This window comes from Microbacterium sp. NPDC077644 (assembly GCF_040702785.1).
Classification (GTDB): domain Bacteria; phylum Actinomycetota; class Actinomycetes; order Actinomycetales; family Microbacteriaceae; genus Microbacterium.
Window position 1 is genome coordinate 1,242,183 of sequence record NZ_JBFBME010000001.1, and the last position, 25,559, is coordinate 1,267,741.

Annotated in this window: 28 protein-coding genes; 4 read left to right on the forward strand and 24 right to left on the reverse strand. The window is 69.4% G+C overall.

Annotated features, from left to right (window positions below; all coding sequences use genetic code 11):
• The first annotated feature begins 50 nt into the window (after positions 1 to 50).
• The gene (locus AB0269_RS06000; protein WP_175988140.1) at positions 51 to 398 is read left to right on the forward strand and encodes a LuxR family transcriptional regulator; all 348 of its coding nucleotides are present in this window, start codon (positions 51 to 53) and stop codon (positions 396 to 398) included.
• 62 nt (positions 399 to 460) lie between these two features.
• Here AB0269_RS06000 and AB0269_RS06005 read toward each other — a convergent pair whose 3' ends face one another.
• The 12 genes from AB0269_RS06005 to rplU all read right to left on the reverse strand — a co-directional run bounded on the left by AB0269_RS06005 (position 461) and on the right by rplU (position 8,291).
• Entirely contained in the window at positions 461 to 763 is a 303-nt protein-coding gene (locus tag AB0269_RS06005) for a DUF2188 domain-containing protein (protein WP_366210312.1), read from the reverse strand.
• Positions 756 to 929, reverse strand: coding sequence for a hypothetical protein (locus tag AB0269_RS06010; RefSeq protein ID WP_366210313.1), 174 nt, complete (start codon positions 927 to 929; stop codon positions 756 to 758). The genes AB0269_RS06005 and AB0269_RS06010 overlap by 8 nt, the downstream gene beginning before the upstream one ends.
• Positions 930 to 1,026: 97 nt before the next feature.
• Positions 1,027 to 1,716 carry an SDR family oxidoreductase gene (locus tag AB0269_RS06015; protein ID WP_366210314.1) on the reverse strand — a complete coding sequence of 230 codons (690 nt, stop codon included), beginning with the start codon at positions 1,714 to 1,716 and terminating at the stop codon, positions 1,027 to 1,029.
• A 1-nt stretch (position 1,717) separates the two neighbouring features.
• Positions 1,718 to 2,095: a ribosome silencing factor gene (rsfS, locus tag AB0269_RS06020; protein ID WP_366210315.1), complete on the reverse strand. Its 378-nt coding sequence runs from the start codon at positions 2,093 to 2,095 to the stop codon at positions 1,718 to 1,720.
• Positions 2,095 to 3,171 (reverse strand): hypothetical protein, encoded by a 1,077-nt coding sequence (locus tag AB0269_RS06025; RefSeq protein ID WP_366210316.1) that lies wholly within the window; start codon positions 3,169 to 3,171, stop codon positions 2,095 to 2,097. Before AB0269_RS06025 ends, rsfS begins: the two co-directional genes overlap by 1 nt.
• The gene (nadD, locus tag AB0269_RS06030; RefSeq protein ID WP_175988688.1) at positions 3,168 to 3,770 is read right to left on the reverse strand and encodes a nicotinate-nucleotide adenylyltransferase; all 603 of its coding nucleotides are present in this window, start codon (positions 3,768 to 3,770) and stop codon (positions 3,168 to 3,170) included. Before nadD ends, AB0269_RS06025 begins: the two co-directional genes overlap by 4 nt.
• Positions 3,771 to 3,775: 5 nt before the next feature.
• The gene (locus tag AB0269_RS06035; protein ID WP_175988686.1) at positions 3,776 to 4,000 is read right to left on the reverse strand and encodes a hypothetical protein; all 225 of its coding nucleotides are present in this window, start codon (positions 3,998 to 4,000) and stop codon (positions 3,776 to 3,778) included.
• A gap of 51 nt (positions 4,001 to 4,051) precedes the next feature.
• On the reverse strand, positions 4,052 to 5,305 hold the full coding sequence (locus AB0269_RS06040) for a glutamate-5-semialdehyde dehydrogenase (RefSeq protein WP_366210317.1): 1,254 nt from the start codon (positions 5,303 to 5,305) through the stop codon (positions 4,052 to 4,054).
• Between the two features lie 27 nt (positions 5,306 to 5,332).
• A complete protein-coding gene (gene proB, locus AB0269_RS06045) occupies positions 5,333 to 6,124 on the reverse strand; it encodes a glutamate 5-kinase (RefSeq protein ID WP_366210318.1) in 792 nt (263 codons plus the stop codon).
• Entirely contained in the window at positions 6,121 to 7,632 is a 1,512-nt protein-coding gene (obgE, locus tag AB0269_RS06050) for a GTPase ObgE (protein WP_366210319.1), read from the reverse strand. Before obgE ends, proB begins: the two co-directional genes overlap by 4 nt.
• Positions 7,633 to 7,706: 74 nt before the next feature.
• Positions 7,707 to 7,964 carry a 50S ribosomal protein L27 gene (rpmA, locus tag AB0269_RS06055; RefSeq protein ID WP_175988678.1) on the reverse strand — a complete coding sequence of 86 codons (258 nt, stop codon included), beginning with the start codon at positions 7,962 to 7,964 and terminating at the stop codon, positions 7,707 to 7,709.
• Positions 7,965 to 7,982: 18 nt separating this feature from the next.
• The gene (gene rplU, locus AB0269_RS06060) at positions 7,983 to 8,291 is read right to left on the reverse strand and encodes a 50S ribosomal protein L21 (protein WP_366210320.1); all 309 of its coding nucleotides are present in this window, start codon (positions 8,289 to 8,291) and stop codon (positions 7,983 to 7,985) included.
• A 214-nt stretch (positions 8,292 to 8,505) separates the two neighbouring features.
• On the opposite strand from rplU, the gene AB0269_RS06065 reads away from it, so the two are divergent.
• Positions 8,506 to 8,775 (forward strand): DUF4031 domain-containing protein, encoded by a 270-nt coding sequence (locus tag AB0269_RS06065; protein ID WP_366210321.1) that lies wholly within the window; start codon positions 8,506 to 8,508, stop codon positions 8,773 to 8,775.
• Here AB0269_RS06065 and AB0269_RS06070 read toward each other — a convergent pair.
• Positions 8,737 to 11,136: an Rne/Rng family ribonuclease gene (locus tag AB0269_RS06070; protein ID WP_366210322.1), complete on the reverse strand. Its 2,400-nt coding sequence runs from the start codon at positions 11,134 to 11,136 to the stop codon at positions 8,737 to 8,739. The two genes, AB0269_RS06065 and AB0269_RS06070, sit on opposite strands and share 39 nt — an antisense overlap.
• Before the next feature lie 279 nt (positions 11,137 to 11,415).
• Here AB0269_RS06070 and AB0269_RS06075 point away from each other — a divergent pair, with 279 nt between their 5' ends.
• Positions 11,416 to 12,027 carry a vitamin K epoxide reductase family protein gene (locus AB0269_RS06075; RefSeq protein ID WP_366210323.1) on the forward strand — a complete coding sequence of 204 codons (612 nt, stop codon included), beginning with the start codon at positions 11,416 to 11,418 and terminating at the stop codon, positions 12,025 to 12,027.
• Positions 12,028 to 12,082: 55 nt separating this feature from the next.
• Here the strand turns inward: AB0269_RS06075 and ndk are convergent, their stop codons facing one another.
• From ndk to AB0269_RS06110, 7 genes are all read right to left on the reverse strand, one after another.
• Positions 12,083 to 12,499 carry a nucleoside-diphosphate kinase gene (gene ndk, locus AB0269_RS06080; protein ID WP_366210324.1) on the reverse strand — a complete coding sequence of 139 codons (417 nt, stop codon included), beginning with the start codon at positions 12,497 to 12,499 and terminating at the stop codon, positions 12,083 to 12,085.
• A 1-nt stretch (position 12,500) separates the two neighbouring features.
• Positions 12,501 to 12,917 carry a DUF4233 domain-containing protein gene (locus AB0269_RS06085; RefSeq protein ID WP_366210325.1) on the reverse strand — a complete coding sequence of 139 codons (417 nt, stop codon included), beginning with the start codon at positions 12,915 to 12,917 and terminating at the stop codon, positions 12,501 to 12,503.
• Complete coding sequence (locus AB0269_RS06090) at positions 12,914 to 14,266, reverse strand: folylpolyglutamate synthase/dihydrofolate synthase family protein (RefSeq protein ID WP_366210326.1); 1,353 nt, start codon at positions 14,264 to 14,266, stop codon at positions 12,914 to 12,916. Before AB0269_RS06090 ends, AB0269_RS06085 begins: the two co-directional genes overlap by 4 nt.
• Entirely contained in the window at positions 14,259 to 17,609 is a 3,351-nt protein-coding gene (gene ileS, locus AB0269_RS06095; protein WP_366210327.1) for an isoleucine--tRNA ligase, read from the reverse strand. The genes AB0269_RS06090 and ileS overlap by 8 nt, the downstream gene beginning before the upstream one ends.
• Positions 17,610 to 17,997: 388 nt before the next feature.
• Complete coding sequence (locus AB0269_RS06100) at positions 17,998 to 18,843, reverse strand: DUF559 domain-containing protein (RefSeq protein ID WP_366210328.1); 846 nt, start codon at positions 18,841 to 18,843, stop codon at positions 17,998 to 18,000.
• Positions 18,844 to 19,035: 192 nt separating this feature from the next.
• A complete protein-coding gene (locus tag AB0269_RS06105; protein ID WP_366210329.1) occupies positions 19,036 to 19,728 on the reverse strand; it encodes a hypothetical protein in 693 nt (230 codons plus the stop codon).
• On the reverse strand, positions 19,725 to 19,877 hold the full coding sequence (locus tag AB0269_RS06110) for a CopG family transcriptional regulator (RefSeq protein WP_366210330.1): 153 nt from the start codon (positions 19,875 to 19,877) through the stop codon (positions 19,725 to 19,727). Before AB0269_RS06110 ends, AB0269_RS06105 begins: the two co-directional genes overlap by 4 nt.
• A gap of 39 nt (positions 19,878 to 19,916) precedes the next feature.
• Here AB0269_RS06110 and AB0269_RS06115 point away from each other — a divergent pair, with 39 nt between their 5' ends.
• Positions 19,917 to 20,567: a pentapeptide repeat-containing protein gene (locus AB0269_RS06115; protein ID WP_366210331.1), complete on the forward strand. Its 651-nt coding sequence runs from the start codon at positions 19,917 to 19,919 to the stop codon at positions 20,565 to 20,567.
• On the opposite strand, the gene AB0269_RS06120 is transcribed toward AB0269_RS06115, so the two are convergent.
• The 4 genes from AB0269_RS06120 to AB0269_RS06135 are packed head-to-tail and all read right to left on the reverse strand — an operon-like array spanning position 20,564 to position 25,497.
• Positions 20,564 to 22,168 (reverse strand): ABC transporter ATP-binding protein, encoded by a 1,605-nt coding sequence (locus AB0269_RS06120; RefSeq protein WP_366210332.1) that lies wholly within the window; start codon positions 22,166 to 22,168, stop codon positions 20,564 to 20,566. The genes AB0269_RS06115 and AB0269_RS06120 overlap by 4 nt on opposite strands.
• Positions 22,063 to 22,875: an ABC transporter permease gene (locus AB0269_RS06125; RefSeq protein WP_366210333.1), complete on the reverse strand. Its 813-nt coding sequence runs from the start codon at positions 22,873 to 22,875 to the stop codon at positions 22,063 to 22,065. Before AB0269_RS06125 ends, AB0269_RS06120 begins: the two co-directional genes overlap by 106 nt.
• Positions 22,872 to 23,858 (reverse strand): ABC transporter permease, encoded by a 987-nt coding sequence (locus AB0269_RS06130; RefSeq protein ID WP_366210334.1) that lies wholly within the window; start codon positions 23,856 to 23,858, stop codon positions 22,872 to 22,874. Before AB0269_RS06130 ends, AB0269_RS06125 begins: the two co-directional genes overlap by 4 nt.
• A 7-nt stretch (positions 23,859 to 23,865) precedes the next feature.
• A complete protein-coding gene (locus AB0269_RS06135; protein WP_366210335.1) occupies positions 23,866 to 25,497 on the reverse strand; it encodes an ABC transporter substrate-binding protein in 1,632 nt (543 codons plus the stop codon).
• Positions 25,498 to 25,559: the final 62 nt, after the last annotated feature.

The following is a 25,559-nucleotide window of genomic DNA, read 5'->3' on the forward strand; positions in this document are numbered from 1 at the left end:
GGGTTCGATGCGACGATGGCAGGGATGTCGCTCATCGAAAGGAGCAGGTCATGACCGGATCTCCGCTGACGCCCACCAACCTCGCAGAACTCGAGGAGAAACTGCTCGGAAAAGCTCGCGGATCGAGCTCCCGCAGGGCAGCCGAGACGCTGTACGGCGACCGCGATGCGGTGCTGCGGCAGACCGCCATGGCGCTGCTGGGCGAGGCGGAGCTCCCCGAGCATGACAGCCCGCCGGAGGCGACCCTGCACGTGCTCACCGGTCACCTGCGGCTGACCGGCCAGGGACGGTCCTGGGAGCTCACCGCCGGGCACATCATGCCCATTCCCCCGGAGCGGCACAGTGTCCTCGCGCGGGAAGACAGCTTCTTCCTGCTGACGGTGCGCCGCTCCGTGTGAGGCGGCGGGCCGGTTGCGCTACCGGCTGCGCGCCTGATCGGCGAGATCGGCCGGAGTTCCCATCATCCTCCGGAAGGATTGTCCAGCGGCATCCCGTTCTGGTCGGTCGTGTCCGGGAGCGGGCCGTCCAAATCCTTCTCCCCCACGATCACCGGCGCCTCGCCTTCACCGCCGCCGTCGCCGATGCCACCGGTCGGCTCCGTTTCCTCGACGATATGCCGGGTGCCACGCTCGGAGGCGAAGCTCGCGCCGGCGATCACGGCCTCCTCGCGGTTGCTGAAGCTCAGCGAGTTCTCCGGTTCGCCTTCGACGTGGTTGACCCACTGACCGTTCTTCGAGCGGGTGATCACATCTCCGTCAGCCATCGGTGTCCTCCGTCGTGTCTTCGCCTTCCGCCTGCGATGGGTGCCCGTCGAGCGCCGGATCCGGGTGCTGTCCTGCGCGTGCGGGATCCTCTCCCTCTGCCTGCGAGGGATGCCCGCCTTCGGCGTCGGGCGTCTCGTGCGGACGATGCTCGTCCATCTCATCCATGGGTCAGCCTCCTTGGTCGATTGATCCCACGCTAGGTCGCAGCCCGAAGCCCTTCGAGGGCCTTGCGCGCCTGCCGGCGAAGAGGTAGTCCGCGACGTCAGACGCCGGGCCGGACCGACAGCTCGGTGATCTGCGCGTCACGAGGCAGATCGAGGGCGGTGAGGATGGCCGTCGCGACGGATTCGGGATCGATGAAGCGCTCGGGCACGTAATCGGCACCCTCCTGCTGGTGCACCCGCTCCTGCATGGGCGTCGCGGTGCGCCCGGGGAAGACCGAGGTGACCCGGACCCCGTTCGCGGCCTCTTCGGCCCGCAGCGCGTCCGCCAGTGCCTTGAGGCCGTGCTTGGAGGCCGCGTACGCACCCCAGTCGGCATGGGCACGCAGCCCCGCTCCCGAGTTCACGAACAGCACCTGCCCGCGCGAAACCCGGAGCACCGGCAGGAACAGCCGGGTCAGCTCGGCCGGAGCGACGAGGTTCACGGCCAGCTGCTGCTCCCACAGCGTCGGCGGAAGATCGGCGACGGGACCGAGGTCGACGATGCCGGCCACGTGCACGAGCGAATCGATGCGCTCAGGCAGCTGCTGCTTCGAGAACGCCCAGGACAGGCGCCCTGGCTGCGCCAGATCTCCCACCAGCGTGGATGCTTCGGGAAACCGCGTCGCGAGTTCTCGCGCCCGGCCGGCGTCGCGCGCGAGCAGCACCAGGTCGTCACCGCGTTCATGCAGCCGTCGCGCGACTGCCGCGCCGATACCGGAGCCGGCACCGGTGATCAGGTGCAGCGCCATCTCAGGAGCGCTCTGCGCCCTCGGTGAGCTCGATCGGCACGACGGGGCAGTCCTTCCACAGCCTCTCGAGGCCGTAGTACACGCGCTCCTCGCCGTGGAAGACGTGCACGATGAGGTCGCCGAAGTCCATCAGCACCCAGCGGGCCTCTGCACGGCCCTCGCGGCGCACCCGCTTGTGGCCGGCTGCGACCAGGCGATCCTCGATCTCGTCGGCGATCGCGGCGACATTGCGCTCGCTGTTCCCGGTCACGAGCAGGAAGATGTCGACGAGCGGCAGCGGCTCCGAGACGTTGAGGGCGACGAGGTCCTCTCCGCCCTTGGAGACGGCGGCGTCCGCCGCGATCTGCAGCATGGCCTCGGCGTTCTCAGGTGATTGCATCATCCCAATACATTCGTGGTGAATGCGACGACGAGCGCCGCGGCGACGAGAAGGGCGAGACCGCCGGCGGTGATCGCCAGCGTCAGCATGAGCTTGTTGCCCTTCTCGGGGGCAGGAGGGCGGATGACCTCGCCGGCGGGGCGGATCGTGCTCACCGCGGAGCTCGCCGCGATCGGCGTCGGCGAGGATGCCGGCGGCAGTTCGCCGTCGATGAGGACGGCGTCGATGTCCTTGCCGTCGGTCGTGCCGTGCGCGTGTCCCTGGGATCCGAGGCCTTCCGGCAGGTCGTAGCTCCCGGTGATGAGGATCTCGCCGGTCGAGGCCACGGGACCCGACAGCGAGCCCTCTCCGGGGTGGGTGAAGATCAGAGTGTTCGGCGCGCGGTTCGAGCCGCCGGAGTCCGAGGTGATGAGGTCGTCGAACGAGGGCGCGAACGCGGGGACGTCGGCCTGCTCGCCGAGCACCTGCTTGCCGAACGCGGGGCTGACGACCGGACGCTCCTCGACGGCCTCGTCGTCTGCTTCGTCGTCGGCAGGCGCCTCGTCCTCGCCGGTCTCGGTCGCCGTCTCGACGTCGGCATCCGTCTCGACGTCGGCGTCAGCAGCGTCGTCTGCTTCGTCGTCCGCCTCGACCGCGGCGTCCTCCGCGGCGTCCTCGGTGCGATCCCCGGTGTCCACGGCGCCGGCACCGACCGGGGCGAACGTCGGCACGGCAGAGACGAGCTCGGAATCCTCAGTCTCCTCGGCCTCGGTCGCCTCAGCGGGCTCGGACTCGGGCTCAGCGGTCTGCTCCGGCTCGACCACGGGGACCGACGCCGTGCGCAGCCGCTCGAGCGTGCGGGCCTGGCGGCGCGTGAGCGGAGCGGCGTCCGGATCGGTGATGACCTCGGCGGGAGCCGGCGCGACCTCTGCCGGTTCGGCGGCGCGCGGAAGGGGCGCGGCCGGTGCCGGGGGCGTCTTCTTCGCGGCGGCCGCGGCTTCGTCTTCTCCGATCACCGGCGTCGCGCCGGTGAGACGGATCTCCCGCAGCTGCTTGCGGGTCAGCGGCTGATTGCCCTGCTGATCCGATGTGCTCATGCCTTGCTCCGATACAGATGATGCTTCGCGATGTACTGAACGACTCCGTCGGGAACCAGGTACCACACGGGCTGGTCCTCCTCGACGCGCTCTCGACACGCGGTGGACGAGATCGACAGCGCGGGGACCTCGAGCTGGCTGACGTTGTCGCTCGGGAGGCCGTCGGTGCTCAGAACATGTCCTGGGCGGGAGACCGCGACGAAGTGGGCCAGTTCCCACAGTTCATCATGGTCCCTCCAACTGAGAATTTGCGCTACGGCGTCGGCACCCGTGATGAAGAACAGCTCGGCGTCGGGACGCTGCGTCTTCAGATCGCGGAGCGTGTCGATCGTGTACGTCGGGCCTTCGCGGTCGACGTCGACGCGGCTGACCGTGAATCGCGGGTTGGATGCCGTGGCGATCACCGTCATCAGGTAGCGGTGCTCACTGGGTGAGACGTTCGACTTCTGCCATGGACGCCCCGTCGGAACGAACACGACCTCGTCGAGGTCGAACTCGTGCGCGACCTCGCTGGCCGCGACCAGGTGCCCGTGGTGGATCGGGTCGAACGTCCCGCCCATCACTCCGATGCGTGGGGCACGCGTGGCCGTCGTCTCCATGCGCCCTAGTGGCCGTGTCCTGCCCCGTGAGCGTCAGCGCCGTGCTTCTGCGCCCAGGCCTCGGCCTTGGCGGAGTGGCGGTTGGCGACGTGGCGGTACGAGAACGTGACGAGCCCGAGAACGGCGAACAGCGCGGCGGCGATAACCCCGAAGATCAGGGTCTCGAGCGCCACGTTGCCGTGATGCTCCGTTTCAGCGGCTGCCATCGCGATCTGTGCGACGAGGTTCATCCTGACTCCGTTTCGTGGCGGGTGCGAGAAGAGGCTCACCCATCCTATCGCTCAGGCGCGGGTCTGACCCGACCCACGCGCGAGCCATTTGGTGCTGGTCAGCTCGGAAAGCCCCATGGGACCGCGGGCATGCAGCTTCTGCGTGGAGATCCCGACCTCCGCCCCGAATCCGAACTCGCTCCCGTCGGTGAAGCGAGTGGAGGCGTTGGCCATCACGACGGCGGAGTCCACCTCGGCGAGGAACCGCTCAGCATTGCGGGCGTCGGCCGTGACGATGGACTCGGTGTGACCCGTGCTGTAGCGGCGGATGTGGGCGAGCGCGTCGTCGAGGGTGTCGACGACCTTCATGGCCACGTCGAGGCTGAGGTACTCGGTCGCCCAGTCCTCCTCCGTCGCGGGGATGACGTCGCTCACGAGTCCGCGGACCATGTCATCCCCGTGGACGGCGACGCCCTCGCTCTGCAGGGCGCTGGCCACGAGGGGAACCAGGCGGGGTGCGGCCTGGCGCAGCACGAGCACGGTCTCGACGGCGTTGCAGACGCTCGGCCGCTGAACCTTGGCGTTGACGACGATCTCGCGCGCCCAGTCGTCGGGCGCGGTCTCGTCCAGCACGATGTGCACATTGCCGGCGCCCGTCTCGATCACGGGCACGGTCGATTCGGTGACGACGGTCTCGATGAGTGCGGCGCTGCCGCGCGGCACGAGCACGTCGACGTATCCGCGACCGTGCATGAGGGCCTTGGCGCCGTCGCGGCCGAAGTCGTCGACGGTCTGGACGGCCTCGGGCGTGACGCCGGCGCTCTCCAGCGCGTCGCGCATGACCCGGACGAGGACGGTGTTCGACTCGCGTGCGGCACTCCCCCCGCGCAGAACGCTCGCGTTGCCGGATCGCAAGGCGAGGGCTGCGATGTCGACCGTCACGTTGGGACGCGCCTCGTAGATCGCACCGACCACGCCGAAGGGCACCCGGACCTGCTGGAGGTTCACGCCGTTCGGCATCCTGTGCCCGCCGACGACCTGGCCGACGGGGTCGGGCAGCGCGGCGATCTCGCGCACGGCCGATGCGAGTGCGGCGACGCGCTTGTCGTCGAGGCGGAGCCGGTCGATCAGCGCGTCGCCGATCCCGTTCTCCCGTCCGGCTTCGATGTCCTGCGCGTTCGCGGCGATGATGTCCGCGGCGTTCGACTCGAGTGCACCGGCGACGGCCTCGAGGGCGCGGACCTTCTCATCACTCGTCAGCCGCGCGGTGGCCCGGGAGGCCTCCTTGGCGCGCGCGAGACGGTCCTGAACGGTGTCGGTGGTCATCCGCTCAGCTTACGAGACCCGGTGGGGTCACCGGGCCTGGATGACGGGTTCGAACCAGGTGCCGATCTCGTCGCCGTGGAGCGCACGGTCGATGAGGTCGGCGCTCGTGACGAGAACGCCGATGCCGGATGCCGCAGCCAGACGCGCCGCGGACACCTTGGTCGCCGCTCCCCCGGTGCCGACGCTGTTGACGACGGTCGCCCCGAACTCGAGGCCTTCGAGGTCCGCGTCGGCGGCGATGATGTCGATCGGCTCCGCCGCGGGATCCGTCGGCGGCTTCGTGTAGAGGCTCTCGACGTCGCTGAGCAGCACGAGAGCGTCCGCCCCGATGAGCTGGGCGACGAGGGCTGCGAGCCGGTCGTTGTCGCCGAAGCGGATCTCCTGCGTGGCGACGGTGTCGTTCTCGTTCACGATCGGCAGGATGCGCAGGCCGAGCAGCCGCTCCATGGCGCGGCGGGCGTTGCTGCGGGAGGTCGCGGTCTCGAGATCGCTCGTCGTCAGCAGGACCTGTCCCGCCGTGATGCGGAACGGGCGCAGCGCCTCCTGATAGCGGTACACGAGCACGTTCTGGCCGACGGCGGCCGCCGCCTGCTGAGTGGCGAGGTCGGTGGGCCTGGCATCCAGATCGAGAAACGGGATGCCGGTGGCGATCGCTCCCGACGAGACCAGCACGATCTCGCAGCCGCGCGCGTGGGCGCCGGCGAGGGCGTGCACGATCATCGGGATCCGCCACGACGATTCGCCGCTGATCGATGAGGATCCGACCTTGACGACGATGCGCGGAGCCGTTGAGAGCTCGGCACGCGTCATCGCGGTCACGCGTCGTCTCCGTCGAAGTCCTGCCCCGCCGTCGCACGGCGCTTCTCGTCCTGCTCCGCGCGGTACGCGGCTCTGGCGTCCATCCGCTCGTAGTACTGCTCGCGGCGCTCGCCCGTGGTGCGTCGCGAGTTCGGCGCGAGACGCGGATCGGTGCCTCGCGGCGCGGTCGCGAGCTCCGCGGCCGAGCGCATCGAGGGCTCCCAGTCGAAGATGAGGCCCTCGCCTTCGCCGATCACAACGGTCGCACCGGGCGTCGCGCCGAGACGGAACAGCTCGTCCTCGACGCCGAGACGCTCCAGGCGGTCCGCCAGGTACCCGACGGCCTCCTCGTTCTGGAAGTCGGTCTGCTGCACCCAGCGGACCGGCTTCTCGCCGAGGATGCGGTAGTAGGTGCCGTACGAGCCGCCCTCGACGCGGATCGTGAAGGGCTGGTCCGCGCCCTTGGGACGGATGACGACGCGCGGCGCCTCGACCTCGACGGCCGTCTCGGAACGGTGCTTCTCGACGATCTCGCCGAGCGCGAACGTCAGCGGGCGGAGACCCTCGTGCGAGACCGTGGAGATGTCGAACACCCGGAATCCGCGCTCCTCGAGCTCGGGGCGGACGAGGTCGGCGAGATCGCGGGCCTCGGGCACATCGATCTTGTTGAGCGCGACCAGCTGCGGGCGCTCCAGCAGCGGCTTCTGCCCCTCGGGGACCTCGTAGGCACCGAGCTCGGCGAGGATGACGTCGAGGTCGGAGATCGGATCGCGGCCGGGCTCGAGCGTCGCGCAGTCGAGGACGTGCAGCAGCGCCGAGCAGCGCTCCACGTGACGAAGGAACTCCAGTCCGAGACCGCGTCCCTCGCTCGCCCCTTCGATGAGACCGGGCACGTCGGCGACCGTGTAGCGGAAGTCGCCCTGCTGGACGACGCCGAGGTTCGGATGCAGGGTGGTGAACGGGTAGTCGGCGATCTTCGGCCGTGCGGCCGAGACCGCGGCGATCAGACTCGACTTGCCCGCAGAGGGGTACCCCACCAGGGCCACGTCGGCGACGGTCTTGAGCTCGAGGACCACGTCGCCCTCGAAACCGGGAGTGCCGAGCAGAGCGAAGCCGGGAGCCTTGCGCTTGGGACTCGCGAGCGCCGCGTTGCCGAGGCCTCCTCGGCCGCCCTGCGCCACGACGAAGCGCTCGCCGGGCGTGACCATGTCGAGCAGGACCTCGCCGTCGGTGTTCTTGACGACCGTGCCGACGGGGACGGGCAGCTCGAGCGTCTCGCCCGCGTAGCCGGATCGGTGGTCGCCCATGCCGAATCCGCCGTTGCCGGACGAGCGGTGCGGAGAGTGGTGGTACGACAGGAGCGTCCCGGTCTGCGTGTCGGCGACGAGGACGATGTCGCCGCCGTCACCGCCGTTGCCGCCATCGGGACCGCCGAGCGGCTTGAACTTCTCGCGGTGCACGGAGACACAGCCGTTGCCGCCCTTGCCGGCGCGCAGATGCAGCGTCACCGTGTCGACGAACGTGACCATGTCTTACTACTCCCTGGATACGCGGACGGGGCGAGCCGAAGCCCGCCCCGAACCGGATGTCTTGTCTGCTGCGATTACTGAGCAGCGGCGACGATGTTGACGACCTTGCGGCCGCCCTTCGCGCCGAACTCGACAGCGCCCGCCTCGAGGGCGAACAGCGTGTCGTCGCCGCCACGGCCGACGTTCACGCCGGGGTGGAAGTGCGTGCCGCGCTGACGGACGAGGATCTCGCCCGCGTTGACCTGCTGGCCGCCGAAGCGCTTCACGCCGAGTCGCTGAGCGTTGGAGTCACGACCGTTGCGAGTGGAGCTCGCGCCCTTTTTGTGTGCCATGTCCTGTGCCTCTTCTGCTTACTTGATGCCGGTGATCTTGACGCGCGTGAGCTCCTGGCGGTGGCCCTGGCGCTTCTTGTAGCCGGTCTTGTTCTTGTACTTCTGGATGACGATCTTCGGGCCGCGGAGGTTGCCGATGACCTCGGCGGTCACCTTGACCTTGGCCAGCTTGTCGGCGTCGGTGGTCACCGTGGAGCCGTCGACGAGGAGCACTGCGGGCAGCTCGATCTTCTCGCCCTGAGCAGCCTGAACACGGTCGAGCTGAACGATCGTGCCGACCTCGACCTTCTCCTGCCGCCCACCGGCGCGCACTACTGCGTAAACCACTTGATACCTGTTTCGTTGGGGAGCGGGAGCTCCGGAAATCTCACGGGAAGACTGTGCCTGCGTTCGTCGCAGGTCTGACGGGTGTGAGCACAGGACTTCAGCCCGTCGCCCTCTGGGGACGACTCAGCTCACGCACCAAGGGACTACTTTACCGGATCGGCCACACTCTCGCAAAGCGAGTCCGGCCCGTGTCGCGCGGCCGTAGGATCGCGGAGTGACCGTACTGATCGATGACCCCGTCTGGCCCGCCCACGGGCGCCTCTGGGCCCATCTGGTCAGCGATCGGAGCCTCGAGGAGCTGCACGCGTTCGCGCGAGCCAACGATCTGCCGGCGCGGTCGTTCGACCGCGACCACTACGACGTGCCGGAGGACGCCCTCCCCCGGCTCATCGCCGCCGGCGCGGAGCGCGTCGGCGGCAAGGAGCTGGTCAGGCGGCTGATCGCCTCAGGACTCCGCATCCCCGCCCGCGACCGGCGCGGGTGAGGAGTTCACGGCGACGGGCGTGCCGGTGAGGGCCGCCGTCGTCACGCGCCGACGGTTGCGCCCCTGACCAGGAGCCTTCGGCTCGGGCAGCGCGTCGAGAACGGAGTCGAGCAGCTGCTCGGCCTCGGTCTTGGGCGCGGCGTTCCGATCTCCGCCGCGCTTGCGGCGCGGCTTCTTGGGACGCTCCTGCTCGGTTGCGGGTTCCGCATCGACGACGGGGGCCGCCTCGACGACGGGCTCGACGGTCGGGGCGAGGGTGGACGCGGCGATCTGCGCGAGCGCGGACTTGGCGCCCTCGGGGATGCCGTGGGCGACGGAGCTGTTCTGCTGCGTGCTCTGGCTCTGCTGACCGTTGCCTCCGCGCTGGCGCCGGTTGCCGCCGGACTGCCCGCCACCCGAGTTCGAGCGGTGCTTGACGACCGGGTCGTGGTGCACGATGACGCCACGGCCGGCGCACACCTCGCACGCCTCGCTGAAGGTCTCGAGAAGGCCGAGGCCCAGCTTCTTCCGGGTCATCTGGACCAGGCCGAGCGAGGTGACCTCGGCCACCTGGTGCTTGGTGCGGTCACGGCTCAGGCACTCGACGAGTCGGCGCAGCACGAGGTCGCGGTTGGACTCGAGCACCATGTCGATGAAGTCGACGACGATGATGCCGCCGATGTCACGCAGCCGCAGCTGGCGGACGATCTCCTCGGCGGCCTCGAGGTTGTTCTTCGTGACGGTCTCTTCGAGGTTGCCGCCCGATCCGACGAACTTGCCGGTGTTGACGTCGACGACCGTCATGGCCTCGGTGCGGTCGATCACGAGAGAACCGCCCGAGGGCAGCCAGACCTTGCGGTCGAGGGCCTTCTCGATCTGCTCCGTGATGCGGAACGCGTCGAACGGGTCGGTGTCGTCCTCGTAGGACTCCACGCGCTCGAGCAGGTCGGGGGCGACGCTCTCGAGGTAGGCGCGGATGGTCCGCTGCGACTCCTCGCCCTGAATGAGCATCTTCGTGAAGTCCTCGTTGAAGACGTCGCGGACGATCTTGACGAGCAGGTCGGGTTCGGCGTGCAGCAGCGCCGGAGCCTGCTGGTTCTCGACCTGCTTCTGGATGTGCTCCCACTGCGACGTGAGGCGCTGGACGTCGCGCGTCAGCTGCTCCTCGGTGGCGCCTTCGGCGGCCGTGCGGACGATGACGCCGCTGGACTCGGGCAGCACCTCCTTGAGGATGCGCTTGAGGCGGGCGCGCTCGTTGTCGGGGAGCTTGCGGCTGATGCCGTTCATCGATCCGCCGGGCACGTACACGAGGTAGCGGCCGGGCAGCGAGATCTGGCTGGTGAGGCGCGCGCCCTTGTGCCCGACCGGGTCCTTCGTGACCTGCACGAGCACGCGGTCGCCCGGCTTGAGCGCCAGCTCGATGCGGCGGGGCTGGTTGCCGGTCTCGACGCCGTCCCAGTCGACCTCGCCGGAGTACAGCACGGCGTTGCGGCCGCGACCGATGTCGACGAACGCGGCCTCCATGCTCGGCAGCACGTTCTGCACGCGGCCGAGGTAGACGTTGCCGATCAGAGACGCGTCCTGGTTGCGCGCGACGTAGTGCTCGACGAGCACGGCGTCCTCGAGCACGCCGATCTGGGTGCGTCCGTTCTTCGAGCGGACGATCATCTTGCGGTCGACGGACTCGCGCCGGGCGAGGAACTCGGCCTCGGTCACGACCGGGCGGCGGCGTCCGGCGTCGCGTCCGTCGCGGCGGCGCTGCTTCTTGGCCTCGAGACGCGTGGACCCCTTGATGGCCTTGGGCTCGGTGATGTATTCGACGGCGCGCTGGCGCTGACGCGGCTCGCCCTGCTGGTCGTCGCCGTCTCCTCCGCGACGGCGGCGTCCGCGTCGTCCGCCGGACGTCTCGTCCTGGTCGCTGTCGCGCACGTTGTCGCGATCGCGCCCCGGCCGCGCCGGAAGCGGCGTGATCTCGGGAGCGTAGAAGTGCAGCTGGGTCGACACCCGCGAGACGAAGACCTCGGGGATGAGCCCGAGGCTGACCGCGGTGAGCGCCTCGGGCTTCGCAGGCTCGGCGGCCTTCTCGGCCTCGGCAGGCTTCTCGGGCTCGGCAGGCTTCTCGGGCTCGGCAGGCTGTGCAGGAGTGTCGATCCCTGAGCCTGTCGAAGGGTCGACCCCGTCCTCCGCCGGCACTTCGACAGGCTCAGCGACCGGCTGGGTTGCAACGTCGGTGACGGGCTCGTCGACCGGCTGCGCCTCAGCATCCGCCTGCGGCTCCTCGGCCGGCTGAGACTTCGCTTCGACCGCCGCATCCGGTGTTACCGGAAGCGCGTCATTCGCGTCGAGGGTAGGGGTGTTGTTGTCATTCGTCTCATCGGCCATCTCTGGCGTACTCCCTGCGCGAGCACTGCGTGCCGCGAAATCTCGTGCGGCACCCGCGGGTGCCGCGAACTCACTCGGTGTGCGACCGGCTCATGGCTCTGATCGCGAGGGGCATGGGGCCCCGAAGTCTGCGTCGATGCCTTCCGCGGCCGAACCGCGTGGTGCATCACAGGCCATTATCGCACCATGTGGGCCACTTCGTGGCATCCCGCCGTCGAACCGCGGTTCTCCCGGTCCGTCTCACGCCCCATCCATAGCCGTCACTGGGATAATCCACATATGAGCGAGCAGCGCACCCGCCCCGTGTTCTACGCCGTCTGGCTGATCATCGCCGGTGTCATCGGCTGGTGGGCGGCGTTCCAGCTCACGGTCGAGAAGTTCGTGCTGCTCGCCGATCCGGATGCCGCGCTCAGCTGCGACCTGAGCAGTTTCATCCAGTGCGGCAAGAACCTCGAATCCTGGCAGGGCTCGGTGTTCGGGTTCCCGAATCCGATTCTCGGTCTGACGGGCTGGATGGCTCCGATCGTCGTCGGCGTCGCGGTGCTCGCCGGTGCGCGCTTCCCCCGCTGGTTCTGGGCCACGTTCGGCGCCGGCATCCTGTTCGCCTTCGGGTTCGTGTGCTGGCTGATCGGTCAGAGCATCTACGACCTCGTCGTGCTGTGCCCGTGGTGCATGGTCACGTGGGCCGTGACGATCCCCACGTTCTTCGCCACCGTCGTGCATCTGTTCCGCAACGGCACCTTCACGTCGTCCGAGAAGGTGCAGGAGCGCGCAGGGCGCCTGATGGCGTGGGTGCCGCTTGCGACCATCGTGGCCTACGCGATCATCGTCGTGATGGCCCAGCTGAAGGGCATCGACTTCCTCGGCGAGATCGCGCGACTGCTGTTCTGAAGACGACGAAACCCGCCGGTCGCATGACGGACCGGCGGGTTTCTCGTGTCAGGGCTCAGCTGAACCAGATGCCGAGCTCGCGTGCGGCGGACTCCGGCGAGTCCGAGCCGTGCACGAGGTTCTGCTGCACGGCGAGGCCCCAGTCGCGGCCGAAGTCGCCGCGGATCGTCCCCGGGGCGGCCGTGGTGGGGTCGGTGGTGCCGGCGAGCGAGCGGAATCCCTCGATCACGCGGTTGCCGGCGAGGCGGATCGCCACCGACGGGCCCGACATCATGAACTCGAGCAGCGGCTCGTAGAACGGCTTGCCCTCGTGCTCGGCGTAGTGCTCGGCGAGCAGGTCGCGGTCGGGCTCGACGAGGCGGATGTCGACGAGCGCGTAGCCCTTCGCCTCGATGCGGGCGAGGATGCTGCCGGTCAGGCCGCGGGCGACGCCGTCGGGCTTGACGAGGACGAGGGTTTCTTCGGTGGCCATGTCAGTCGCTCTCTGTGTGAGGGTCGGTGGTCGTCGGGGCCCCCGATGGAGGTCGTGCATCCATTCGGGCCCCCATGATCGTCGCATATGCCCACATCCCGCCGAAAACCACGACGACGAAGAGAATGGCCGGCACGAAGATCGCGGACAGCGCGACGATGCCCTGCAGCACCCATCCGGCAGGGATCGCCCACGGCCGGGTGATCATTCCGGCGAGGCCGATCATCGCGACGGCCACGATCGCTGCGCCGACGATCGCCCACCATTGCGGGACGGCCGGCGGCAGCGCCCTCAGACCGAAGATCGTGAGGCCGGCGAGCAGCACGACGATCGCCTCGAAGCCGAGGACGATCGGGGCGAGCTTCTGAACGAGCGTGCGCGGAGGCCGGGCGGGCCGGGGTGCGGATGCTTCGCTCACGCGCGCCACCCCGACTTCCAGTCCTCCTCCTCGGACAACGCGATCGCCTCACCGGCGAGCACGACGGATCCGGCGATCACGACGGCGCGGCGGTCGGACGAGGCGGCCCACTCGCGGGCGGCGTCGGCGGCATCCGCGAGAGACGGATGCACCGTCGCGCGGAAGCCGGCGTTCTCGACGAGGTCGGCGATGGCGTCCGCGTCGCTCGCCCGGTCCGATTCAGGGGCCGTGGCGAACACGTGCGCTGCCGCAGGGGCGAGCGCCGCGACGATTCCCTCGGCGTCCTTGTCGGCGAGCACGCCGAGGACGAGTCCCCACTCGTCGAAGTCGAAGCTGTCATCGAGCGACTGGGCCAGCGCCGCGGCGCCGTGCGGGTTGTGGGCGGCGTCGACGACGACGGTCGGTGCGATGCCGATCAGCTGCAGCCGGCCAGGGGACGTCGCGCCCTGCAGGCCCTCGGTGATGATGTCGCCGGCGATCGGCTGCGTGCCGCCGCGGATGAGCGACTCGACGGCGGCGATCGCCAGGGCGGCGTTGTGGCCCTGATGCGCGCCGTACAGAGGCAGATACTCCTCGACGTAGGGCCCGGCGAGACCCTTGACCGTCAGCAGCTGCCCGCCGACGGCGAGCTTCTGCTCCGCGAGCCCGAACTCGTCGCCCTCGAACGCGATCGTCGCATTGAGTTCGGCGGCGACCCGCCGCAGAACCTCGGCGGCCTCAGCGGGCTGCTGCGCCGAGACGACGGCGGCGCCCTCCTTGATGATCCCGGCCTTGACACCCGCGATCTTCTCGATCGTGTCGCCGAGGCGATCCGCATGGTCGATCGCGATCGGCGCGAACACCGCGACGTCGCCATCGGCCGTGTTCGTGGAATCCCATTCGCCGCCCATGCCCACCTCCAGCACGAGCACGTCGACAGGAGCATCCGATGCCGCGACGAACGCCAGCACCGTGAGCAGCTCGAAGAAGGTCAGCGGCGCATCGCCTGCGGCCTCGAGCTCGGCGTCCACGATCCCGACGAACGGCTCGATCTCGTCCCATGCGTCGGCGATCGCGGCATCCGCGATGGGTTCGCCGTCGATCATGACCCGCTCGGTGAACCGCTCGAGGTGCGGGCTCGTGAACAGTCCCGTGCGCAGTCCGTGCGCGCGCAGCAGGCTCTCGATGATGCGGGCGGTCGACGTCTTGCCGTTCGTGCCGGTGATGTGCACGACGCGGTACGTCTTCTGCGGGTCGTCGAGCAGCTCGAGGATGCGTGCGGTGCGCTCCTTGCGCGGCTGCACCCAGCGCTCCCCCGCCCTCGCCAGCAGCGCCTCGTAGACGGCGTCCGCGCGGTCGCGGTCAGACATTCGCGGCTCCTTCGAGGTTCGTGTCGATCGTGACGACGATCGGGGCCTTGTCGGATCCGAGGGCGGTCGAGCCGCTGCGGAACACGCCGTCGCCGGGGCTCGTGACGCCGGACACGAGGCCCGCCATGTCGTCGGTCGCCTGGATCGCGATGGCCACGGCCAGCGTTTCCCCCGCGATCAGCTCTGCATGCGCCTGCAGCGCCACGGCGTCATCCGGCGAGACGTTCAGCGCCAGGACGATGCGGTCGCTGACGTCGAGGTCGGCGTTCTTACGCGCCTCCTGCACGACGCGGATGGCGTCTCGCGCCATGCCCTCCGCCTCGAGCTCGGCCGTGGTCTGGGTGTCGAGCAGCACGAATCCGCCGCCGGGGACCAGCGCCAGGGCCTCGCCTTCCGGCCGGCCCGCCGTCTCGAGCACGAGTTCGTACTCCTGCGGCTCGAGCGCGATGCCGTCGACGACGACCATTCCGTCCTGCTCCTCCCAGATGCCGGCACGGGCACCGGCGATCACGTGCTGCACCTGCTTGCCCAGACGCGGGCCCGCGGCGCGGGCGTTGACGCTGAGGCGGTGGCTGATGCCGTACTCCCCCGCGGTCGTGTCCGTGAGTTGCACGAGCTCGACCGACTTCACGTTGAGCTCATCGCGCAGGATGTCCTCGAACTGGGCCAGCTGGTCCGCGACCGGCGACACGACGGTGAATCGCGCGAGCGGCAGGCGCACGCGCAGCTTCTCCTTCTTGCGCAGCGCGTTGCCGACGCTGGAGAGCTCGCGCACGGCATCCATGGCGTCGCGGATGTCGTCCGCTGCCGGGAACGCGTCGGCATCCGGCCAATCGGTCAGATGCACGCTGCGCCCGCCGGTCAGGCCCTGCCAGATGCGTTCGCTGATCAGCGGCACGAGAGGTGCTGCGACCCGGGTGAGCGTCTCGAGCACGGTGTAGAGCGTGTCGAACGCATCGGTTCCGCCCTCGGCGCCGACCCAGAAGCGGTCGCGCGACCGGCGGATGTACCAGTTCGTCAGCACCTCGGCGAAGTCGCGCAGGCGTGCGGATGCCGTGGTCGAGTCGAGTCCGTCGAGGTCCGTCGCGACGTCGCGGACGAGCTCGCCCAGGCGCGACAGGATGTAGCGGTCGAGCACGTCCGTGGAGTCGGTGCGCCACTTCGCCTCGTATCCCCCGTCGCCGGAGGCGTTCGCGTAGGTCGCGAAGAAGTACCACGAGCTCCACAGCGGCAGCAGGAATTCGCGGACGCCGGCGCGGATGCCCTCCTCGGTGACCGAGAGGTTGCCGCCGCGCAGCACCGAGCTCGACATGAGGAACCAGCGCATGGCGTCGGAGCCGTCGCGGTCGAAGACCTCGGAGACGTCCGGGTAGTTGCGCAGAGACTTCGACATCTTGTAGCCGTCGTTGCCGAGCACGATGCCGTGGCAGCTGACGCCGGTGAACGCCGGTCGGTCGAACAGCGCGGTCGAGAGCACGTGCATGACGTAGAACCAGCCGCGGGTCTGCCCGATGTACTCGACGATGAAGTCCGCCGGCGAGTGCGAGTCGAACCACTCCTGGTTCTCGAACGGGTAGTGCACCTGTGCGTAGGGCATCGACCCGGAGTCGAACCAGACGTCGAAGACGTCCTCGATGCGGCGCATGGTGCTCTTGCCCGTGGGGTCATCGGGGTTGGGGCGGGTCAGGTCGTCGATGTACGGCCGGTGAAGATCGACTTCGCCCGCAGCGTTGCGCGGCAGCGCGCCGAAGTCGCGTTCGAGCTCCTCGAGCGACCCGTACGCGTCGACGCGCGGGTACTCGGGGTCGTCGCTCTTCCAGATCGGGATGGGCGAGCCCCAGTACCGGTTGCGGCTGATCGACCAGTCGCGCGATCCCTCGACCCACTTGCCGAACTGGCCGTGCTTGACGTTCTCGGGAACCCAGGTGATCTGCTCGTTGTTCGCGAGCATCTTGTCCTTGATGTCGGTGACCCGGATGAACCAGCTCGACACGGCCTTGTAGATCAGGGGGTTGCGGCAGCGCCAGCAGTGCGGGTACGAGTGCACGTAGCTCTGCTCGCGCAGCATCCGGCCGTTCTCCTTGAGGAGGCGGATGAGCGGACGGTTCGCGTCCATCCAGAGGGTGCCTGCGACATCTGTGACGCTGGGGAGGAACTTTCCGCCGTCGTCGAGCGAGAGGATCGTCGGCATGCCGGCGGCGGTCGTCACGCGCTGGTCGTCCTCACCGTACGCCGGGGCCTGGTGGACGATCCCGGTGCCGTCGGTGGTCGTGACGTAGTCGTCGACGAGGATGCGCCAGGCGTTCTCGGTGCCCCAGGTCTCGGCATCCGCGTAGTAGTCGAACAGGCGGTCGTAGTGGACGTCTGCGAGGTCGGTACCGCGATGGGATGCCTCGACCGCGGCGAGCGCGTCGGCCGGCGACTCGTAGCCGAGGTCCTTGGCGTAGCCTCCGACAAGGTCGCGGGCGAGCAGGTACCGGTGCGCGTCGGATTCTGCGACGTCGTCGCCGGGGCGGATGTCGGCTGCGCCGCCGGGACCAGCGGGCAGCACGACGTACTCGATGTCGGGGCCGACGACGAGGGCGAGGTTGGTGGGCAGGGTCCACGGCGTGGTGGTCCAGGCGAGCGCGCGGACGGCGGTGAGGCCGAGCGACTCCGCCTTTGCACCCGTGAGCGGGAAGGTGACGGTGACCGAGGGGTCCTGACGGTCCTGGTAGACGTCGTCATCCATGCGCAGCTCGTGGTTGGACAGCGGCGTCTCGTCGCGCCAGCAGTACGGCAGCACGCGATATCCCTCGTACGCGAGGCCCTTGTCGTAGAGCTGCTTGAACGCCCACAGGACGCTCTCCATGTAGCCGAGATCCAGAGTCTTGTAGCCGCGGTCGAAGTCCACCCAGCGCGCCTGGCGGGTGACGTACTCCTTCCACTCCTCGGTGTACGCGAGCACGGAGTCACGGGCCTTGCCGTTGAAGACCCCGATGCCCATCTCCTCGATCTCGCTCTTCTCGGTCAGGCCGAGCTGCTTCATCGCCTCGAGTTCGGCGGGAAGACCGTGCGTGTCCCAGCCGAAGACGCGGTCGACCTTCTTGCCGCGCATGGTCTGGAAGCGCGGGAAGAGGTCCTTGGCGTACCCGGTGAGCAGGTGGCCGTAGTGAGGGAGACCGTTGGCGAAGGGCGGGCCGTCGTAGAAGACCCACTCGTCCGCGCCGTCGCGCTGCGCGATGGATGCCCGGAACGTGTCGTCCTGCTTCCAGAACTCCAGGACGTCGCGCTCGATCTCGGGGAAGCGCGGGGATGCGGCGACGGCGGCGGGGCCGAAGGCGGAGGTGCGGGGGTAGGTCATGTATGGCTCGCAGTGTCGTGGGCGGATGCTGCTTGCGAGGACGATCCTGTTCTCACACGGACCGCGGTACCACCTCGCGTGCCGCGCCTCACGGCGCTGCCACTCTCACTGCGGCGATGACGGGCCTGCCCCGCTCGGTTCTACTGGCCTCTCGCGCTCGCTGAGCCTGTCGAAGCGTTCTTCCGAGAGCTCCCCGGTGATGGCCGGATCAACGCTGGTGCGTCCATTGTACGCGGCATCCGGGCCCGACGGCATCCGCGCCTCGGCGACGGAGCCGTACCCTTCCCTCGGAGAATCGCACGTTCTTCGGAGCCGAACAGGCGATTGGATCCGAAGAAGATGCAACTCTCCGAAACTGATGCACGGGCCCAGGCCGCAGTGCACGGGTTCAGGCCGCCAGGTGCAGCCCCAGTGCCACCGCGCGCATGATCAGATCCTGAACCAACGGCCAGTCGTGAATCAGTTGCTGATAGCCGACTCGAATGACGTGGTACCCCATGAGCCGCAGCTCGGCGTCATGCCGGATGTCTTCGCTCCGCTGCGCCCCGACATGATGCTTGCCATCGATCTGCAGCACGAGTCGCGCACCGAGAAGCACGTCGACGCGATGGCCGGCGATCCACGTCTGGATGAGGATTCTCACGCCCAGCCACCTCAAGCGCTCCCGCAGATAGGTCTCCGTCCCGGCGTCGGCGAAAGGATTCGCGACATCGAGCAGTTCGCGCGCGGCGCCCGTCCACGGGTACTCGGCCAGTCCGGCCAGCGTCACCAGACCCTTGTGGAGCGCCGACTCCCACGTGGCCAGGGCGTGCTCGAACGGTTCGCAGTCGGCGACGATCGCGAGAACGTTCTCTATCGGGTCGGCAAGGGCATCGGGATGCCGGGGAACCATGGGCTTCGACCAGTGCACATGAGCGCGTTCCGTGCGCGCCCCCGCGCTGTGCGGAGCGACTCCGACGTGGAACTCCTGCGGAGCCTCATGCACCCAGAGCTCCAGGCGGGCCGCCTGCGAGACGCACGTGACCACGACGCCTGCTCGAGCGGCGGCGATGAGGACGGGATCCGCCCCGCGAACCGCGACCCATCCACGGCGGACTCGGAAGAGGCCTCCCGTCGCGAGCGCGCGCTCGAGAACGCGTCGGCTGATGCCGAGCTCCTTCAGCCGCTGTGTCCGCACGACACCGCCGAGGTCCACGACGAGCTCGACGGGGTCAGGTGCGTTCGGGTGCAGCATCCAGGCATCTTCCGCGATCCGCCACGCGGACTCGACCTCGCGCCGCACGTTCTGTGGAATGTCCCCTCGAATGGCCGGCTGTGGACAGCGAACCCGAACGCGCTTCGCTCGGAGCACTACAGCTATTTCGGACCTGAATCTCTGATCCGCTCCGAATTTGGTGCGATTCACCGAAGAACCTGCTCGCGCGGGTCAGGACTCCCGGTGGTAGCCGTGCAGGTCGTCCTGGACTCCGTTGATCCAGATCTCGTCGCCGCCGTCGGGGTCGGGGACGCGGATCGTGCGTGCGAACGCCTCGTCGACGACGGATGCTTCGAACCCGGCATCCCGCAGCCGTGATGCGAGTGCGTCGAGGTCTCCGCGCGCCTCGAACGACAGGCCGCTGCGCGGAGCGCCGGCGTGCAGGCCGATCGACCCCCCGTCGCCGAGCATCTCGATCCATCCCGCGCGATCCGATGCGATCCCCGCGCGGAAGCCGAGCGCTTCGAGGATCACCCGCGACTCGTCGAGATCCTCCTGGAACCAGATCGGCTGCACGGCGATGCTCCCGGCTCCGCTCTGCGCGGCGCCCTCGGACACTGAGATCCGGACGCCGGATGCCGCGCGCACGACGAGCATCTCCCCGACGCCGTCCATCACTGTCTGCTCGACATCGAAGGAGGAGAGCGCGGATGCCGCGGCATCCAGACTCTCGACGATGAGGTGGATGTCGACCGTGCCGGGGCGGTGGTCATCTGTCTCACCCTGCACAGCCAGGATTCCGTCGGCGTGGAACTCACCCCATTCCGGCGCAGGCGGATACGGCGCGACGAATCCGAGCGCCTCGGCGAGCGCCCACCAGCGCCGCGGCTGCTCGGTGTACAGGATCTGCTGCACCACGGTCATGAGTTCTCCTTCAGGTACCGGCGCAGCGCCGCCTCGACGAGTGCCGACAGGCTGGTTCCCTCGTCTATCGCCTGGTGCTTCACCGCACGTATGAGATCGGCGGGCAGATACACGTTGAACTGCGCCTTCTTCGACTCGCTTGCTTGCATGCTAGCAATGTAGCAAACACCACGCGATAGCCTCAAGACATGGCCCGCACTACGGACTCCCCTGCCGCCCCACGCGTCTCGCCGCCCGACCTGCCGGACGATCTCGACGACGCCGAGCCTCACCGCGGGGCCGACCTCATCGCCGCGCGGCTCGGCCTCGCAGGCAGCGCAGATCTCGCCCACTCCTCGCTCGAGCAGTGCGTGCTCACCGGCGACGCCGAAACCCTCGACCTCACCGGTGCCACGCTCCTCGACGTCGACATGCGCGACGTGCGCGCGGCATCCGCGCCTGTGCGCAATGCGAGCATCCGCCGGTTGCGTGTGATCGGCGGGCGCATCGGCACCCTCGACCTCAGCGGCGCGCGCATCGACGAGCTCGAGATCCGGGACGTCCGCATCGACTATCTGAATCTCGGAGGGGCGAAGGCCACGGACGTTCTGATCTCCGCCAGCATGATCCGCACACTCGACATGCCCCAAGCCGAACTCACCCGCGTCGCGTTCGAGGACTGCCGCAGCGATGAGGTGGACCCGCGCGGTCTGCGCGCGACGGATGTGGACCTCCGCGGACTCGACGCCATCGCCTTCACGGACGCGAACAGCCTGCGCGGCACGACCCTCACCACGTTCCAGGTGCAGCAGCTCGCCCCCGTGTTCGCCGCGGGGGTCGGAATTCAGGTGCGGGACTAGCGGGCGGCCGCGATCAGCTCCTGGGTGAACGGATGCTGGGGAGCAGCGAACACCGCCGCCACCGGTCCCTGCTCGACGATCGCCCCGTGCTGCATCACGAGCACGTCGTCCGACACGGCGGCGACGACATCCAGATCGTGCGAGACGAAGATCATCGTCAGCCCCCGGTCGCGCTGCAGTCGCGCGAGAAGCTGCAGCACCTTCTCGCGCACCGAGGGGTCGAGCGCCGAGACCGGTTCGTCGAGCACGAGCACGTCGGGTTCCGCGGCGAGCGCCCGAGCGATCGCCGCCCGCTGCCGCTGCCCGCCCGACAACCGGGCAGGGCGTCGCCGAGCGAGCTCCGGGGCGAGATCGACCTCCGCCATGAGCTCGGCCACCCGCGCGGCACGTCGGGATCGCGGAACGCCTCCCGCGGCGAGCGCCTCGCGCAGCGACCGCCCGATCGTCCATCGCGGGTCGAACGCGCCCAGCGGGTTCTGGTGCACGAGCTGGACGCGGTGCTCGCCGCGCCAGCGCAGATCACCCGCGTCCGGTCTCTCCACGCCGACGATCATGCGCGCGAGCGTGGTCTTCCCCGACCCCGACTCCCCCACGATCCCGAGCGTCTGACCCTCGAGCAGCGTGAAGGACGCATCCGCGACGGCCGGCACGCCCGAGAACGACTTGGACACGTCGATGCCCGTGAGCACGGCATCTCGGTCCCTGAGCCTGTCGAAGGGCCCGAACCTGTCCGAGCGCGGCTCATGATCCGTGGCTGCGATGAGCGCTCGCGTGTACTCCTCGGTCGGGGCATCCAGGACCTCGGTCACCGCGCCCTGTTCGATCACGCGCCCCCCGCGCATCACGAGGACCCGATCGGCGACACGGCGGACGGCCGCGAAGTCGTGACTGATGAAGACCACAGCGGTTCCGGCATCCGCGATGTCGCGCAGCAGAACGAGCACACGCGCCTGCACCGTGGCATCCAGGGCCGTCGTCGGCTCGTCCGCGACGAGGACGGCCGGGTCCCCGGCGAGCGCCGACGCGATCAGCGCCCGCTGGCGCAGGCCGCCGGAGAGCTCGTGCGGGTACTGCCGCGCGCGCTGCGCCGGCGCAGGCATCGCGACGGACTCGAGGAGGTCGATCGCCCGCTCCCGCCGCTCGGCGCGCGACAGACGCGTGTGGATCGCGAGGGGCTCGGCGATCTCCGCACCGATCCGCCGCAGAGGATCGAGCGAGACGAGCGCGTCCTGGGAGACGAGGGCGATCCGGGCGCCGCGCACCTCCCGCCACTGCGATTCCGACAACCGCCGCACGTCGACTCCGTCGACGTCGAGGACAGACGCCGTCATGCGCCCCGGCGCGAGACCGAGGAGCGCCGACGCCGTGAGCGATTTCCCCGCACCGGACTCGCCGACGATCGCCACACACTCTCCCGGCGAGACCGAGAACGAGACGCCGTCGACGAGCACGCGCCGCTCGATCGCGACCGACAGGTCCTGGACCACCAGAGCGCTCACGCGGCCCTCCCCTCGAGGCGTGCCCGCAGCGTGCGGCCGACGACGGTCGCCGAGACGACCGTGAGCGTGATGGCGAGCCCGGGGAACACCGCGATCCACCACGCCGTGCCGAGCGTGTTGCGCCCGCCGGCGAGCATGAGACCCCACTCCGGCACGGGTTCGGTCGGGCCGAGCCCCAGGAAGCTGAGTCCGGCGACGGCGAGGATGCTCGAACCGATGCCGATGGTCGCGAGGACGCTGAGGGTGCCGAGCACTCCGGGGGCCACATGCCGGGTGAACGCCAGCACCCTGGGCACGCCGAGGATGCGCGCAGCCTCGACGTGCTCGGCGAGCACGAGCGTGCGCGTCTGCACGCGTGCGAGGCGGACGTACACGGGAACGGCGGCGAGCGTGACCGCGATCGCGACGTTGACAGGACCGGGTCCGAGCACGGCGACGACGACGAGCGCGACGAGGAACTCGGGGAACGCCATCAGCACGTCGTTGACGCGCATGGCCGCGGCATCCACAGCGCGCGGCGCGATGCCGGACAGTGCGCCGAGCACGAGGCCCGCGACGAGTGCGAGAGCCGTCGCGAGCAGGCCGATGCCGACGGACCGACCGGCACCGTGCACGACACGGGAGAACACGTCGCGCCCGCTCTGGTCGGTACCGAACCAGTGCGCGGCGCTCGGCGCTTCGAGAGCGGCCCGCACATCGGTCTGCAACGGGTCGGCCGGTGCGATGAGGCCGGGGAACAGCGCCATCGCAGCGATGATCGCGAGCACGACCAGGGCCGCGCCGAGGAGCGCGCGGCGCGCGGCGCTCATCGCGGCACCAGCCCGTCGGCATCCTGCCCGAGGGTGCCGTGCCCGACGGCGACGCGCGATGCCTGCCGCTGACGCGGGTCGAGCAGCGGATGCAGCAGCTCGACGACGACGTTCACCACGACGAAGACGAGCGCGCTGAACAGGATGATGCCGCTGATCACGGGCAGATCCCGGTCGGTGATCGCGGCCAGCGTCACGCGTCCGAGTCCCGGCCGGGCGAACACCGTCTCGACGAGCACGGCTCCGCCGAGCAGCGACCCGACGAGGTAGGCCGTGAGCGTGAGGGCACCGGCCGCACCGTGCCGCAGTGTGTGGTGGGCGGTCAACCGGACGTGGCCTGCACCTCGGGCGCGCACGATCGTCGCGAAGGGCTGCCGCTCGGCGGCCTCGATGCCGTCGCGCAGCACCTGCCCGAGCAGAGCTGAGACGGGCAGGGCGAGCGTGACCGCGGGAAGCACGATCGTCGCGGGGTTGCGGGTGCCGGACACCGGGAACCACCCCAGCCCGAACGCGAAGACCGTCAGCAGCAGGATGCCGATCCAGAAAACCGGCGACGAGAGCACGACGAGCTCGATCCCCGCGACAACCCCGCGCGCGGCCCTGCCCCGCACGAAGAGCGCGCCGGCGAGCGCGAGCACGACGGCGATCACCAGCGCGAGCGCGGTCAGCTGGAGGGTCGACCCGAGCTGCCGGCCGATGACCTCGGCCACCGGCATCCGCAGCTGATACGACTCGCCGAGGTTCCCCTGCACGAGCTGCCCGAGGTACGCGACGTACTGCTCGAGCGGCGGTCGGTCGAGCCCGAGCTCGGCGCGGATGCCGTCCTTGACCGCCTCGCTCACCTGCGCCTGCGGCCCGAGCATGACCGACACCGGGTCGCCGGGGATCACCCGGAACGCGAGGAACGCCAGCGTCGCCGCGCCCCACAGGACGACGATGACGGATGCCGCGACCTGCGCGATCCGGACGAGGAGCGGTTTCACGACCGGATCAGCCGACCGTGACCCCGTAGAACAGCGGGCGGCCGTACAGGTCGTACTGGAGTCCGTCGATGGTGCCGTTGTACGCCGTGATCAGCGACGGGCTGTACAGCGGCACGATCGCGGTGTAGTCGGCGTTCCACTGCTGCAGCTGCGCGTAGATGTCGGCGCGGGCGTCGACGTCGCTCGTGGAGATGCCCTTCTCGAGCAGCTCGTCGATCTCGGGGTCGGACACCTGCGACGCGTTCTGGAAGCCGTCGGTGTGCAGGTGGCTGCGCAGAAGGTCGCCGTCGACGCCCGAGAAGCCCCAGTCAGTGAGGTCGAACGTCTTCGGACCGTACTGCTCGTTGTAGGCGCCGGGCTCGAGCACCTCGCGCTTGACCTCGAAGCCGATCTCCGCGAGGTCCGACTGGATCGCGTTGCCCAGCGCCGCCTTGTCGTCGGGCACAGGGGTCCAGGCGATCCAGCGCACCGAGAGGCGCTTGCCGTCCTTCATGCGGATGCCGTCGCTGTCGCGGTCGGTCCAGCCGGCCTCGTCGAGCAGAGCGTTCGCGGCATCCTGATCGAACGGCCAGGTGCCCTCGAGCGACGCGTCGTAGCCGGGCGTGGTCGAACCGAGGATGCTCCACGCACGCGGGAACTGTCCGAAGTAGATCTCTTCGACGGCGGCGTCGATGTCGATGCCTCGGGCGAACGCCTGCCGCACCTTCTCGTCGGCGAAGACGCCGTACTTCTCGTTCAGGTACAGCGAGTACGGCAGGCCGGGGTACTCGACCGAGTCGACGGTGAGCGTGTCCGGCAGGTCGACCGCGAGATTCGGCGGGATGTTGCTGGCGAGATCGGCCTCGCCGCTCTCGACGACGCCGGCCCGCACGGACGCCTCAGGCAGGATCTCGACACGCAGCGTCTCGAACTTCGCAGCTCCCGCGCCGTCAGGACCCCAGGCGTAGTCGGGGTTGCGCGTGTAGACGAGCTCCTGGTCGGGCGTGTACTCGGTGAGCTCGAACGGACCGGTGCCGACCGTGACGCCGGGGCCGCCGGCCTTCAGCTGATCGGCCGACTCGGCGAGAACCTTCGGCGAGTAGAAGCCGAGGAGCGCCGTGCTCGCGGCCTGCAGGAACGGAGAGTACGGCTGACTGAACTTCACCTCGACGGTGTAGTCGTCCTTGACGGTCGTGCCCTCGTAGAAGTCGGCGCCGAGCATGCTGGCAGCCTGCGCCGAGGCGGTCTCGGGGTCGACGATGCGGTCGAAGTTCGCCTTGACGGCCGCGGCGTCGAAGGGCTCGCCGTCGTGGAAGGTGACATCGTCGCGCAGCTCGAACGTGTACGTGGTGCTGTCGTCGGAGACCTGCCAGTCCTCCGCGAGCCACGGCGAGAACGATCCGTCGGCCTCCTGGTAGACCAGCGAGTCGAGGACGGCGCGCTGCACCATGCCTGAGACGTCGAGCTGGCTGGTCTGCGGGTCCATGTGCCCGGCCGCGAGGTTCGCGCCCTCGATGGCCCAGACGACCTCGCCGTTCGCGTCGCCCGCGCTCGTGTCGCCGGAGCCGCCCGACGTTCCGGCGCAGGCGCTGAGCAGCAGAGCGGATGCCGCCGTGAGGGCGGTGACGGGCAGAATGCGACGCACGAGCGAAGTGGGCATGCGAGTCCTCAGGAAGGGTGAAGGGGGTCGGTCCAGTCTACCGGTGGTTTTTGGACGGGGTC